The sequence below is a fragment of the Lysinibacillus sp. RS11 genome (assembly GCF_042019215.1).
Lineage (GTDB): Bacteria > Bacillota > Bacilli > Bacillales_A > Planococcaceae > Lysinibacillus > Lysinibacillus xylanilyticus_A.
This window is the reverse complement of record NZ_CP168124.1, coordinates 118,737-132,863: the sequence shown is the minus strand read 5'-3', so window position 1 is coordinate 132,863 and position 14,127 is coordinate 118,737. Positions and strand designations below refer to the sequence as shown.

The 14,127-nt window shown below is 38.9% G+C and carries 12 protein-coding genes; 3 read left to right on the top strand and 9 right to left on the bottom strand.

The annotated features are described in order from the left end of the window. The first annotated feature begins 14 nt into the window (after positions 1–14). Complete coding sequence (argH, locus tag AB9L17_RS00770) at positions 15–1,529, top strand: argininosuccinate lyase (protein ID WP_223555175.1); 1,515 nt, start codon at positions 15–17, stop codon at positions 1,527–1,529. Then, on the top strand, positions 1,526–2,473 hold the full coding sequence (locus AB9L17_RS00765; RefSeq protein ID WP_223555177.1) for an N-acetylglucosamine kinase: 948 nt from the start codon (positions 1,526–1,528) through the stop codon (positions 2,471–2,473). The genes argH and AB9L17_RS00765 overlap by 4 nt, the downstream gene beginning before the upstream one ends. Before the next feature lie 96 nt (positions 2,474–2,569). Here the strand turns inward: AB9L17_RS00765 and AB9L17_RS00760 are convergent, their stop codons facing one another. The 4 genes from AB9L17_RS00760 to AB9L17_RS00745 all read right to left on the bottom strand — a co-directional run bounded on the left by AB9L17_RS00760 (position 2,570) and on the right by AB9L17_RS00745 (position 6,470). Beyond that, positions 2,570–3,874, bottom strand: coding sequence for a transglutaminase domain-containing protein (locus AB9L17_RS00760; protein ID WP_375199921.1), 1,305 nt, complete (start codon positions 3,872–3,874; stop codon positions 2,570–2,572). Between the two features lie 146 nt (positions 3,875–4,020). After that, positions 4,021–5,175: a transglutaminase domain-containing protein gene (locus tag AB9L17_RS00755; protein ID WP_068986152.1), complete on the bottom strand. Its 1,155-nt coding sequence runs from the start codon at positions 5,173–5,175 to the stop codon at positions 4,021–4,023. Between the two features lie 245 nt (positions 5,176–5,420). Beyond that, positions 5,421–5,681 (bottom strand): metal-sensitive transcriptional regulator, encoded by a 261-nt coding sequence (locus AB9L17_RS00750; RefSeq protein WP_053993550.1) that lies wholly within the window; start codon positions 5,679–5,681, stop codon positions 5,421–5,423. 81 nt (positions 5,682–5,762) lie between these two features. Further along, positions 5,763–6,470, bottom strand: a complete 708-nt coding sequence (locus tag AB9L17_RS00745) for a glycosyltransferase family 2 protein (protein WP_223555181.1) — start codon at positions 6,468–6,470, stop codon at positions 5,763–5,765. Positions 6,471–6,808: 338 nt separating this feature from the next. Here AB9L17_RS00745 and AB9L17_RS00740 point away from each other — a divergent pair, with 338 nt between their 5' ends. Next, entirely contained in the window at positions 6,809–8,674 is a 1,866-nt protein-coding gene (locus AB9L17_RS00740) for an SEL1-like repeat protein (RefSeq protein ID WP_223555183.1), read from the top strand. Positions 8,675–8,731: 57 nt separating this feature from the next. Here the strand turns inward: AB9L17_RS00740 and AB9L17_RS00735 are convergent, their stop codons facing one another. The 5 genes from AB9L17_RS00735 to AB9L17_RS00715 all read right to left on the bottom strand — a co-directional run bounded on the left by AB9L17_RS00735 (position 8,732) and on the right by AB9L17_RS00715 (position 13,943). Continuing rightward, complete coding sequence (locus AB9L17_RS00735) at positions 8,732–9,136, bottom strand: hypothetical protein (protein WP_068986155.1); 405 nt, start codon at positions 9,134–9,136, stop codon at positions 8,732–8,734. Positions 9,137–9,212: 76 nt separating this feature from the next. Next, positions 9,213–10,583: a sensor histidine kinase gene (locus AB9L17_RS00730; protein WP_068986163.1), complete on the bottom strand. Its 1,371-nt coding sequence runs from the start codon at positions 10,581–10,583 to the stop codon at positions 9,213–9,215. Next, a complete protein-coding gene (locus tag AB9L17_RS00725; protein WP_068986156.1) occupies positions 10,583–11,254 on the bottom strand; it encodes a response regulator transcription factor in 672 nt (223 codons plus the stop codon). Before AB9L17_RS00725 ends, AB9L17_RS00730 begins: the two co-directional genes overlap by 1 nt. A 199-nt stretch (positions 11,255–11,453) precedes the next feature. Continuing rightward, complete coding sequence (locus AB9L17_RS00720) at positions 11,454–11,849, bottom strand: GntR family transcriptional regulator (RefSeq protein WP_223555185.1); 396 nt, start codon at positions 11,847–11,849, stop codon at positions 11,454–11,456. Between the two features lie 1,050 nt (positions 11,850–12,899). Further along, positions 12,900–13,943: a pyridoxal-phosphate-dependent aminotransferase family protein gene (locus tag AB9L17_RS00715; RefSeq protein WP_083227098.1), complete on the bottom strand. Its 1,044-nt coding sequence runs from the start codon at positions 13,941–13,943 to the stop codon at positions 12,900–12,902. Positions 13,944–14,127: the final 184 nt, after the last annotated feature.

The window sequence follows — 14,127 nt, the reverse complement described above, 5'->3', positions numbered from 1 at the left end:
AGGGGGCAATTACTATGTTTGAAGATTTCCGCAACAAAACCCAGCAAGAAGATGGGATGATTTTCCCGTCTAATATTTATCGTAAAATTGTCTTACAGCCAGCTTATGAAGAAGCCAAGAAGAATTTTTTAACAATCATGCTACAAATCAATATTGCACACTTAAAAATGCTAGAAGAACAAGGACTTGTAAAAAAAGAAGAAGTCAAACAAATCGGTATTGCTCTTAAAAAACTAGACTTGAACTATTACCGTATAGAGGATTACAACCCGCGATATGAGGATTTGTTTTTCCGTATCGAAAATAAATTAATAGAGCTTGCTGGTGATGTTGCTGGGAATCTTCACATTGGTAGAAGTCGCAATGACATGGGCATTGCCATCTATCGTATGACTTTAAGAAAAAAGTTGTTATTGCTCATGCGAGAATTACTGACATTACGGGATGATTTAATCGCAGCTGCTGAGGAGCATGTTGATACGATTATGATTGGCTATACACATACGCAGCAGGCACAGCCCACAACCTTTGCTCATTATTTAAAAGCGGTCATCGATCAACTTGAACGAGACTTTGAACGCTTGCAGCATGTCTATAAAACCGTGAATCGTAGCAGTATGGGAGCAGCAGCATTAACAACAACCGGCTTCAACATTAGTCGAGAGCGTATGTGTGAGTTATTGGCATTCGATGATATTATCGAAAATGCGTGGGATGCTGTTGCTGGTGCGGATTATATTGCAGAGGCAGCAAGTATTATTCAGCTTGCAGCACTTAATCTCGGTCGTACATCTCAAGACTTTTTACTATGGGCTACACAGGAATTCAATGCCTTTACGCTGGCAAGTCCATACGTACAAATTAGCTCTATCATGCCTCAAAAGCGCAATCCCGTTTCGATCGAGCACACACGTTCATTACTATCTGCAGTTGTTGGAGATGCTAGTACAGTATTGCAAATGGTACATAATACACCGTTTGGAGATATCGTAGACACTGAAGATGATATGCAGCCCTATTTATGGCGTGCTATCGACCGTTTAATAGGGATTTACAAGCTATTTGGTTCACTTGTCGTTACGATGAATGTAAACAAGAAAAAACTAAGAAATCGTGCAGAGAATAGCTTTGCCAATGTAACGGAGCTTGCTGATACGTTAGTGCGCTCTGAAGGGATTTCATTCCGCCAAGCACACAGTATTGTCAGTAAGTGTGTAAAGGTCCTACTCTCTCATGGTGAGGAATCACTTGCAAGTCTGACATGGGGTCTAGCGAATACCCAATCCAAATTGATTACTGGTAAAACATTAAATATTTCTGAAGAGGATTTTTATAACACATTAAAGCCAGAGACTTTTGTCAGTGTCCGAACATTACCTGGTGGCCCAGCGCCAGAAACGATGAAGGCATCTCTTGAACGCTCCAAGGCGAATGCTCATAACCTTTATGAATGGATTCGCTTGAAGGAGTCTATGATTGTTGAGGCGGAACAGCAATTAACCGTATTTATCGAGGAATGGAATCAATGACGGAATGGCTACTTATTATTGACGGTGGTGCTACAAAAACGGCATGTGCGGTCGTACATGCCGAGTCTGGTGAAATAAAATTTACTAAATCAATAGGTGGCTCGAACTATCAAGCTATTGGCGCTGAATCTGCTACGGCAATATTGCAAGAGCTTTTAATACATGTACAGCAGTTTTTGCAAAGTCAGGCCGTCCCTCAAATTGCTGTAGCTACCTTTGCAATGGCTGGCATTGATTCTTCTAAAGATCATGAAATGGTGTCTGCCATTGTTCATAAAGCGCTATCGGCATTACAACTTAAAATAACAACACTTATTATTGAAAATGACGCACAAGCTACTTTATTAGGTGTTACTGCCGGACAGGCAGGCGCTTTACTCATAGCTGGAACAGGAGCTATTGCTTACGCATTTGATGGCTCGCAAATAGTACGTGCAGGTGGCTGGGGGCATCGTGCCGGAGATGAAGGTAGTGGCTATTGGTTAGGGCAAGAGGTTATCCGCGCCATTTTCCGAATGGAAGACGGGCGTGGTGAGCCAACCCTATTAAAAGATACTGTCTATGAGTACTTATGTATCCACGATGTTACGGAGCTAGCTGCCTGGCTGTTCCACCCATCTTACACGAATGCACAGCTTGCCAAAATGGGTGCCTTTTTGGCAGATGCCGTGACCAAAAAGGATTCATCCGCCATTCAAATATCAATGCGTGCTGCCCATGAGTTAGTGCTCCTTGCTAGCGCCTTGTTGAAAAAAACTGGCTATCAAGGAGACGGATTTAACCTTTATTGTAATGGTGGTGCCATTAAGCATAATCCATTAATTTTTAAAATTTTTTCCCAGGAAATGAAATCGATGTATCCGCAAATAGAAGTTTCTTTATGTCAGCACCAACCGATCTATTATCTTATAGAGCGCACAAAAAGAGCCTATGACAGTCTGTAATGTCATAGGCTTTTCATGTTGTTAAAATTCTATTATGTTAATGAAATTAAGGTGCCCTATTAAATAAAGTATGGCTCTTCTTTTTCTTTGATCACGTTAAAGTGCCATCTTTTTCAGTTCATTTGTCGTGAAATATAGATAGCCATCCTTCACAAATAAATCCTTCGTATCTTCACGATTTAATATTTGCTCCCCGCTTCCATCTGGGCGAATTTTCGTTAAATACGCTCCGCGTGAATAATTACTAAAATATAACCAACCATCTGCATAAACGATGTATTGTGCACGCGAATGGGAAACACGCTTCGATTTACCTGTTTTCAAATCAAGCACGTACAATTTATTATCGTCAGAAATATTGCTATAAAATATTTGCTGTCCTACTTGTGCTGGGAAATCTACATCGTGAAAGTAGTTATACGTTGTACCCGTGGCTTTTGGGTAGTCTTCAGCAATCCACGTATGGTCTTTTGCCATCGTTCGATCATCCACTAAAAAATATTGATAGCGTACCGACCCTTTACGATCAGGTACTGGATCATTCCATGTAGTATCGAGATGGTACCATTGATTGTCCAACTTTACTAAATTCCAAGCATGTCCTTGCTGTCCAACATAGCCTACTATATATTTTGTTTCTATCCCTAGCTTTTGTAACATCGTATGCGCTAACAATGCATAGCCCTGACATACACCACCATGTTCTACAAGCACTGTATATGCGCTATGTGGACTTGCATTCGTTTGATCTGTATAGGCGGTGGTGGCAACGATATAATCATTGACAGCCCTAACCTTCTCTACATCACTTAATGATTTTTTATTGATAGAGGCTATAATCTCTTGGACGTTCATTTCAACAGATGCCGCCTGTTCTGGTGTCATTAAATAACTTTGCTCACCAAAGATGGTAGCTGTTTTCCCTCCATATTCAAAACGAATAGAATGTTTGCTAATATGCCCATATACATAATCATCTCGCTTTATAGCATTTTCATAGGCTTCTTCCACTATCTGTTCAATCCGCTGTGTATTGCCTTTATATTGAATCTCAAACGTAGGTGAAAAACTACTGTAGTATGCATACATCGCATCAGCCATTTCCTTTGCATTCGTGACAACTAACGTTGCTTCAGGTGTTTTGGAAGTTGAAGCTGTAACGGCTACCCCTTCTTCTGGCTTTTCTTCTATAGGTGTGGCCGTTTCAATTGAGGCATTCTCTGAAAGCTTAGCAGTAGCATCTATAATTTTTTCCTTTGTTGAGAGAAGCATCGTTTCTATTTCATCATTATTTGCCCAAGTGATCACTTGTTGTACAACTGCTTTACCGGCTGTATAGATTGGGTCAATAAAAATTACGATTATTACGATAATGGCTAATTTTTTCCACAAAATGCTCACCTCCGACTGTTTCCTGTTTTCATTATATACAAAAAAAGCACAAAGAACTCACTTGGAAGTCCTTTTGTGCTTTCATTTTATAAATAGATAAAGATATTTGTAGGGTGTGGTCGCATCCGCAAGCGGCGACCTGTTTACATAAAAGCTTAGTTTATTTTAAGCTTTTGTTCTTTTGCATTAACATAATAATTTAAATAATTATTACTAATGCTTAAGTCAGCCACTGATTGCTTCACAAGCACCTCAGTTTTTAACGTCTGAAGATTTAATTTTGTTAAGTAACCACCGTTACTGTAATCACTGAAATATAAATTGTTGTTCGCTCCTGTAATATACAAAGCACGTTTATCAATAACTTTTGTTTTCTTACCGTTTGTTAAATCAAGCTTATACAATTTATCGTTATCCGCTGTATTACTAAAGTACAATGTATTATTAACTTGATAAGCGAAATGAACATTTTGCATATAGTTAAATGTTGTACTTGTTGCAGCAGGATAATCTGAAGCGATCCATGTATGATCTTTCTTAAGCTGTGCATCCGGTACTAAAAAATAATCGTACGAAGAGGCACCTAAACGATTTGGTAATGGATCATTCCATGTTGTATCTAAATGGTACCATTGACCATTAACCTTCACTAAATTCCATGCATGTGCTTGGTTACCATTAACATAACCTACAACATACTTAGTTTCGAGTCCCGCTTGTTCCAACATTTTATAGGCCGTTAACGCGTAGCCTTGACATACAGCTTGTCCCTCCATCAGCAATGCATATACACCATGAGGGCTAGCATTTGTTTTAGTACTATATGCTGTATTTGAAACAATATAATCATTAATCGATTTTACTTTTTCGAACTCTGTCATTGAAGGTTTAATAATTGTTTTTAATACTTGATCAATCTTTTTTTGTACGGCCGCTTCTTGCGTTTGGTCTGTGAAATATTTCATTTTAAATGTCACATTGCCCGCTGAATCTGCAGAAATAGTAGTACTTTCCATGTGACCACTCGCATAGACCGCCTGCTCTTGAGCTTTTTCGAATGACTCCTTAATTTTTTTATTGAAATCAGTCATTGGTCCGCTATATGTAATTTTAATTTCCGATTCGAAATTATTTAATTGCTTTACGATTTCTGTTGTGAATTGATCCCAAGTTGTTACTTTGGTATTGGCTACTACGTTATGAGCAATAACTGAGGAAGTATGTATTGGATGAGTGTCCGTATTTTGAGCATAAGCTGCTGTTGGACTCAACATCAGTAATGCTGCACCGCTTATCAACCATTTTTTCATAATAAATCACCTTCCCGTTTGTTATGTTCTTGTAATCAAGAATAACAGAGAAAGTAACTACAAATCTATCGTACAAGTTCACTAACTATGACTTTTAACCACATTGTTAATTTTTATACATAGGTCAAAACTCCCTTAAATAAAATATAAGTATCGATTTTTGCAACAAAAAATAAAAACCCACCTGTTTAGTGAGTTTTCTATCTATGAATAGCCTTTTCTACATAAGCTGGCTTTTCTTTATGTTAACGACTTTTTACTACTAAATTGACTGCCTCTTGAATAGCTTCATTCATTTTCTCGCCGTCACCTTCAGCATTTTGTACACATTCTAAAAGATTCGTACTGACAATTACACCTACTGTACGATCTACTGCTGAGCGTACTGCCGATAATTGAGTAATGACTGCCTTACAATCCTTTCCTTCTTCCATCATTTTCAAAATCCCACGTAGCTGGCCTTCCATCCGTTTCACACGATTTTTTACTTGATCTGAATATTCCATCATCATTGCTCCTTTTTCATACTCGCTACGTTCTTGAGTAATTATTATTCTTTATCCTAGCACATTATTTCAAAATTAAACCTACCTATTCCTTGGTTTTAAATAGTTCATAAGCATTTTAGCAATAATTGACCTTGCATTTGTTATTTCATCATACTGGATCACTGTATTTTTCTTTATTCGTATCTGGCCTATCTCTACTTCAAAAATTGGACACTTTCTTTTAAGTGCAGCAACTAACATATTTGTGTCATAGTCATATCGTTCACCTTTTACTTTTAGCAGCCATGGTAGCTCTTTTATAGAGATAAATCGTAAGCCTGTTTGTGTATCCATTAGTTTTCTATGATAAAGGAGCTCAAAAAACAAGCTTGTTACACGATTGCCCCAGTATGATAAAAGAGTGCTGTCGGAAGAGTGGAAGTTACGTATCCCTAGCACAATCCCTTCAGAAAACACCTTCGTCATGGTTAATACTAATTTCACATCTTGTAATGTATGTTGACCATGGGCCCCTACTGTAATCACACCCTGGTACAAACCCCTTTGCGACCATATATAAGTAAATGCTGTCTTTAATGCCCTACCTTTTCCAATATTACAGTCATGCTCTAACACTTCACAGCTGTCAATTTTCTTTAACTCTTCAAAAATGCCTGCATATTTTTCATCACTGCCATCATTGACAATAATAATCTTTGTAATTGTAGTTGCTAATAGTTGATGCACATAAGTTATAAGTGATTGTTGTGGATTAAATGCTGGAATGATTGCTGCAATATTCTTCATTATTTCTATCCTCCGAATGACTTTCTTAGCAATAGCTACTACGAATCTCTACGAGTATCCTTATACAAAATAGTATCATGTAAAAAGGACAATTCAACCGATGACTCCAAACCAACGATCCCTAGGCATCATTGTGTCCAGATGCACAGTGCTAACGCTACGGCGAGGGGAGACTTCTGTACCTGTCGCTCAAAAGACATTTACTGAAACAAGTTAAACTCATCAATAATATTGATTTTTTCCCGATATATGAAAAAAGAGGATTTTTACGAAAGAGGTGAGTCCCTATCGTCATTCAATATGAAATTTCTCAAGATCACTGCAAGAAATTAAAAGCTTTGTCCTTCGTTAAATTGGCTAAAAATTTTCAGGATGCTAGCTCGCTTGCCATCTCGAAGCCAGCTATATCTCTACAAAAATCACTCCTTGTACTGGAGGAAATTTTATATGAATTTTATAAGCTGGAAATGCATTCCGAACCGAAGCTAAAAAATACCCGATCATTACTCAATAATCGAAGCTTTGTTGCAAAAATTCATCCACGTCGCATATATCTATTAATGAATCTTGCAAACAAAATGACTTCTAGTAATAGCAGTGAAATCGTGGAGGCAAAGGCGGCAAAAATCGTTCTTGATTATATAAGTGATATTGTAGAATGGTTTATTGACCGCTATGACCGTAGCTTAAAGGAAAAAATGATTCACATAGCCCCCTTTGAAGATATAACTTCAGCGTTTAATTTAAATACATGGCTTCAAGATGACCAGTCACCCGAGGCCTATAAAAATGCGGCAAATTGGTTTGAGATTGCCGCACAACAAGGGAATGCAAGTGCTCAATATAATTTAGGCGCACTCTATAACCAGGGCCGCGGTGTAAGGAAAAATTATGCGGTAGCAAAAATGTGGTATGAACGCGCCGCTTCGCACAATGATGCAAACGCACTTTATAGCTTAGGCGTGCTCTATCATTTAGGACATGGTGTAATACAAAATTATGAAGAAGCAGCTCGTTATTATAAAGAGGCTGCAGATTTAGGAAATGCAGATGCACAGTATAATTTAGGCGTTCTATACAATCAAGGGCTTGGCATGACACCGAACTTTGCCGAGGCAGCGAAGTGGTATATTCTAGCGGCCAATCAAGGGAATACAAGTGCTCAAAATAATCTTGGCTTCCTTTATCACAATGGAACTGGTGTCAAGCAGAGCTATGAGGAAGCTATAACCTATTTTGAAATGGCTGCATTAGCGGGCGATGCAAGCGCTCAGTATAATCTTGGCTATTTGTACCTTAAAGGTCGTGGTATCTCGCAAAATTTTGAAGAAGCTGCGAGGTGGTTTCACTTAGCTGCACTTCAGGACCATATAAATGCTGAATTTCAATTGGCGATGCTATATAACACTGGTCAAGGTATAACTCAGGATCGCGTAGAGGCTACTAAATGGTTTAAGCTCGCTGCGCATAAAGGACACCTAAATGCTCAATACTGTCTCGGTGTCCTTTATGTCCAAGAAAATGATATTACTTTAGCTAAAGATTGGTTACAGCTTGCTGCTCACCAAGGACATCTCAGTGCAGGCTTTGAGCTTGGACGCATCTATGTATATCAACTTCAACAACCTAACAAAGCTTTACCCCTTTTTAAAGCCGCTGCTGAAAAGGGCTATGCTGACGCTCAGTACGAACTCGCATTATTATATGCAACTGAATTGAATTATGTTGATGCAGTGAAATGGTGGAGAGCCGCTACCGATCAATCTCATATTAACGCAGAATATCAATTGGGGTTGTTATATGAACAAGGATTGGGTATCGCCCAGGACTTAGAAGAGGCACGGCGCTGCTATCGACTTGCAGCCATCCAAGGACATGCAGGCGCTCAATATCAGCTCGGTAATTTATTTGATAAGGGAAAAGGTGTCGAACAGGATTACACAGAAGCCGCAAAATGGATTGAACAGGCTGTTGCTAAGGGACATGCCAAAGCACAATACCAATTAGCTCAAATGCACAGTCATGGACAAGGCGTACCGAAGGATTTCGTAAAAGCTGCCCAACTGTATCGATTGGCTGCCAATCAAGGGCATCAAAAAGCACAATTCCAGCTCGGTATTCTCTACAAAAAAGGGCAAGGTGTTGCACAGGATTATACGGAGGCAACAAAATGGCTTAAGAAGTCTCTTGAAAAAATAGAATAGTTTTTCCTAAAAAAATATCCCGTGTCACCCTCTAACGATCGTGACACGGGTTTATCATTATTTTTGCATGTCTTCTTTTTGATCTACCATAAATGTTACAAAGATAAATAAAGCAAAGCTAATTAATAGCGTTGTCCCACCTACGATAAAGAAAATCAATGTAAATGTATTACTAAAATTAAATGGATTTATATTGTAGAACCACATGCCGATTGTTAAACCAAAAACACCAAGAATTGCTGTCCAACCATGTGCCGCTACTAATTTTTGTGATTTAACTTTGAAGGCACGATAGAAAATGCCCCATGCAAACATGCTTAACCAGCCAACTAATAAAATGTGTGCATGTATCGGTCTATATTCATAACTACCAGTACCAGACATATGTGAACCTAGATACGTACCAAATAAGGCAAAAATCGCAGCAAGACGAATAAGGCGTAAACTCCATTTTTGTTCCATACGTTAACTCCTCCTAAGCTTTTTCAACTTATTCAGTAGTCTATCGTGTGAACATGAACTTTACATGAACTCCTCATTACAGTTTTGGTAAGGTGATACGAACCTTCGTACCCGAATTAATAACACTTTCCATTTGAACCGTTCCTCCATGTAACTCAGCAATTTGCTTTACGATGGCCAGTCCAAGCCCAGTCCCTTGCTTTGTTCTAGAGGCATCCGCGCGATAAAAGCGATCATATACCTTTTGTAATTGATCAGCAGTCATCCCTATACCGCTATCCTCGACGAGTACTTCCACAGAGGTTGAGGATTCTTGTAAGTGTACATGAATTTCTCCACCTTCAACATTATATTTAATGGCATTCGTCAATAAATTATCCCAAACATTTTGTAATAGACCCGCATCACCATCATATGTTACTGGTTCAAGCTGATACGATAATTGTACATCTGCATCTTCAAGTTGCCAGCGATATTTTCTAACCGTTTCCTTCAACTGCTCATCTAAACGATAAGGCTCACACTTTAATAACCTTGTAGATTGATCGAGTGACGTTAGTAAAAGTAATTGCTTCGTTAATGTCGACAGACGCTTCGTTTCTAGCTCAATAATTGTCGTATATTCCTGCCTTTCCTTGTCAGTCAGCAAGGGATTCTTTAACAAATCAACATAGCCTTGAATATTCAACAACGGCGACTGAAAATCATGGGATACATTACTAATAAACTCTTTACGTATTCGATCATTCTCCTGTAATTTTTCCGTCATGACATTAAAGCTAACTGCTAATTGTCCAATCTCATCTGCTCGATCTATATCCAGTAACGTATCGAACTTTTCATGTGCAAGCTGATGTGTTGCCTCTGTTAGCTGTGTAATAGGGCGAATTAATGCTTTTGCAAAAAGTAGCATTGCCAATAGACTAAGTACTGCCATCACAAGAATAAGCCCACCAAGTATCGTATGCACCTCAGAGAATAACAGGCGAATATCAGGCCTGATAAACAGTGCATAATGCTTATTTTCATATGTAAATGGTACACCTATCGTATTAATTAGCTCATTCGCAAAAAAACCTGTCATAAAAGTCTCTTTTGGAAAATCACGCATACCATGATAAATTTCCCCTTCTAAAACACGATCAACAGTATTAGATGACAGTGTTTTATCGCGATATTTACCACCGTAAAATTCCCCTTCATCACCAGCTGTTACATAAATTTGATAACCAATTTCGCCGAGAGTTGTAAAATAATTATCTAAATCGTCAGGCTTTGCTGTCTCGATGTATTTCGTAATATCCTGCGCAATATTCACATTTTTAGCATCATTTTTTTCCTTTATAACTTGATGATAATAAGTATTTGTTACTAAAAAACCGATACACAAGCTGCCAATCATAACGAGCAAAGTCGTGACAACAAACTTACTATATAACGTTTTCATCATGCATTAACCTCGAGCTTATAACCCACTCCACGTACCGTTGTAATCTCAACATCTGTTTCATAACGATGCAGACGCTCACGGATCCTCTTTACATGCGTATTTAAAGTCTGCTCATCTCCATCATAATCATAGCCCCACACCTGTTCCATAATAATACTACGTGTAAACACCTGATTCGGGCGTGATGCTAGTAATGCCAATAGCTCAAATTCCTTTAAAGGCAGAACAAGTGTATCTTCCCCAATGATTACTTCAAAACTTCGACGATCGATGACTAGTCTACCCACCTGGATTGTTACCTGATTTTTCTTATCTAGTCTACGCAATATGGCAGCTATGCGAAACAGTAATTCTTTAGGTTCGAATGGTTTCACAACATAGTCGTCTGAGCCTGCCAAAAACCCTCGTTCCTTGTCTTCAAGCTCGCCCTTTGCCGTTAATAACAATACAGGAATATCATAATCCTGGCTCAATGTCTCGGTTAATGTAAAGCCATCCATCCCTGGCATCATGACATCCACAATAGCCAGATCAGGCAAGTTTCCTTCAAGTAATTGCAGGGCCTGTTGTCCATTTTCCGCCTGCAACACCTGATAGCCCTCTCTTGTCAGATAAATATTTACTAGCTGCAAAATATGTACATCATCATCTACAACGAGAATTTTCATTCAAGCCTTACCTCCATCCAATCCAAAAAATTCCGCTCCCATCCGCAGACAATCTGCAAGCATCCGTTGAGTCTATCGTTGAACGTTGCTCCGCGAGGAATGAAAAGATTTTTTAATAACTACTTTCATTCATATTATAACGAAAAGAAAGAAATCAACAGCAATATAAGTAATGGCAAAAACGCCAAGCAACATTTTGCTACACTCCTTCTACTGGGATTTGCAAATCAGCACATACCTTTTTCATCATGCGCTCAATCTGCTCGACTGTAGCACCGAGCACCATTCCTTCTGCCACAACAGGCTTTAAATTTTTTTCAATTTGCTGTAATTGTTCAGGAGTTAAGATTCGCTCCTCTGTAGATCGAATAATAGCACCTGATTTGGCTCTGATTGTAATGATCCCTTTCTCCTCTAGCTCATGGTAGCTTTTATTAACCGTGTGCATATTAACACCTAAATCAGCGGCTAAATTACGTACAGATGGCAAAGTATCACCTGACTGCATATCCCCTCTTGCAATTCCTTCAATAATTTGACGTGTTACCTGTTCATAAATGGGTACGTCAGATTGTGGCTCTATTTTAATAAACATTCCTATCATCTCCATATTTGTTATATAACCAACATAACAAATTATCATTTTTTGTGCATAAAGAAGAAGGAGATTTTTAGAGGTCTATAAGAAGAACCTCGAATTGAATCAACAGTTATACAAACCGTTGGCAATAAAGGCTATGACGGCTTTGTGAATTGACAAAGAGATGTCCCATTACATCATGAGACATCTCTTTTCAACAGTAGCTATTTCGCAACAATTGCTAATTTTTCTTGTAAACATGCAGTAGCTTGTTCTATATCCACTATGCATCCTACTTCATTTAATGTTTCCCCTATTAATCTTACTGCCTCTTCTAGCATTGCAGGGGTTGTACTCCCGATACGAAAAACATATACATTTCTTAAAAAATGTAGACATCTCTACTGTGACACGACTTATATCTTTTGACTTCCGTTTTTGTGTCTTCCTTATTCTCCGAGCCTGGTTTCGCCGAAGCTACTGCCATTAGGATATGACTCTCCAAAGGCTTAAATTCTGCATTTACCCTATTTAGAGAGGTTGTTAACATTTTTATTTTTGTATATATTTTTCTTGTTCACACAAAGGCGCAACCCTTCATGCAGTCTTTCTCTCACGAGTAGACCTCTTATGCTTTCACATAAGCGCAGACTATATCTTCATCTTATCTTTTAATAAGAGCCACATTTTTCTTCCGCCATTCGCTTGCGGTTTTACTCTCCCTCAAGGAGATAGTCGTTGAACGTCTTCCTTATCTCATTAGAGATTTAGGAGTTCGCTGCTAAACATCCATTGCCAAAGCACTTAGCGCCACCGTTTTCCGTTGTCACGATGATCCTTTACGGACACTGAGTAATTTTTTTCAGCTTATGCCATCCTTGTTGTTTTTTCTGCTTTCGCACCGTTACGTCTGCCGTTTCCAGCTCCGCTTTGGTCACAAGGCTTTAGGAGTTAAAAGCAATTAACGTGGAGTTCGCACCAATCGCTTGATACGAAGGGTATTCTGTTATAAATCTATGCTTCTATACAGATTTGTATAGTTTTATCTAAATTTTTCGTAACAGTTTAGTTACCCATATGCCCGATACGGAAGGCCTTTCCTGCTAAATGCGCTAGTGCACCAGCTACTATCACGCCTTTTTCTGCAAGTTTCGCACGGAACTTTGCATCCTCTACCCCTTCAGGATACAGTAAGCAGCTAAGCGTAGGTGCCGCAACCGCTTCTTCAGCAAGTGCCACCATACCATATGTGGACAATGCAGCTCTTATTGCGCAACCATATGCGACATGACGTGCCTCACGTTTTGTCATCCCTTCTTCTAGTACAATGTTCATCGCCACATCATATGCATAAATTAAGTTTACAGGAGGCGTTGCAAAGTATTTTCCTGGATCATTCATTACCGGAATCCAATTTTTAATATCGCTATAATAGGCAGGAATCGAACCCATTGCTTCACGTGCCTTTAAAGCAGATTGATTGAAGGCGATAATCGCTAAACCTGGTGGTACACCAATTGCCTTCTGTGACCCTGTTAAAACAATATCCAATTTATAGTCTGGACAGCCATATTCCTTGCTCATATTTTCATCAAGGGCAGCTGTCGCCACAACTCCATCCAAAATAACAAGTGCCCCAGCCTTCTTAATGATTGGTACCAAAGCATCCAAATCGGATACTACACCTGTAGAAGTGTCCGCATGTGTAATAGTAACAGCTTTAATATCCCCCTCAGCCAATTTTTCTTCAACTGCAGAAACTTCGACCTGCTTACCCCATTCAGCCTGTAGTACCTCTACATGAATACCATAAGCTTGGGCTAATGGTGTAAATCGGTCACCAAAATAACCGTGACTAATTACGAGTAGCTTTTCTCCTTTGCCAACTGTATTAACAATCGCCATTTCCATAGCAAGAGTCCCAGATCCAGCTATGACAAAAACCTCGCCATCTGTTTGTAATAATTTTTTTGTTTGTTCTATGGCATTTTTATAGATCGAAACAAAACGGGGATCTGTATGTCCCCTCGTTTCACTTGCTAAGGCATCATAAATTTCATCTACTACTGGAGTTGGTCCAGGAACTAATAATAATTCTTTATTACGCATTTTACGCTCCTCCTTAGAATGAAGATAAAAAGATGTCTTACAAGCTCCCCATCTAAGCCCGCAAGACATCTTTCACCCCTTTAAATCTCTTTACTTTTAGAAGTAGACCCTTTTTATTTTATAACCATGCTCGATTTTCAATAAGAAACGGAGGAACAGACCCCGCTCGTTAACATTAGTGGAA

Coding starts and splice junctions, on each gene's coding strand:
- AB9L17_RS00720 (WP_223555185.1), bottom strand. CDS start 11,849: ATGTTTATTAAAATAGAGCCACAATCTGACGTACCCATTTATGAACAG.
- AB9L17_RS00725 (WP_068986156.1), bottom strand. CDS start 11,254: ATGAAAATTCTCGTTGTAGATGATGATGTACATATTTTGCAGCTAGTA.
- AB9L17_RS00765 (WP_223555177.1), top strand. CDS start 1,526: ATGACGGAATGGCTACTTATTATTGACGGTGGTGCTACAAAAACGGCA.
- AB9L17_RS00735 (WP_068986155.1), bottom strand. CDS start 9,136: ATGGAACAAAAATGGAGTTTACGCCTTATTCGTCTTGCTGCGATTTTT.
- argH (WP_223555175.1), top strand. CDS start 15: ATGTTTGAAGATTTCCGCAACAAAACCCAGCAAGAAGATGGGATGATT.
- AB9L17_RS00730 (WP_068986163.1), bottom strand. CDS start 10,583: ATGAAAACGTTATATAGTAAGTTTGTTGTCACGACTTTGCTCGTTATG.
- AB9L17_RS00750 (WP_053993550.1), bottom strand. CDS start 5,681: ATGGAATATTCAGATCAAGTAAAAAATCGTGTGAAACGGATGGAAGGC.
- AB9L17_RS00755 (WP_068986152.1), bottom strand. CDS start 5,175: ATGAAAAAATGGTTGATAAGCGGTGCAGCATTACTGATGTTGAGTCCA.
- AB9L17_RS00745 (WP_223555181.1), bottom strand. CDS start 6,470: ATGAAGAATATTGCAGCAATCATTCCAGCATTTAATCCACAACAATCA.
- AB9L17_RS00715 (WP_083227098.1), bottom strand. CDS start 13,943: ATGCGTAATAAAGAATTATTATTAGTTCCTGGACCAACTCCAGTAGTA.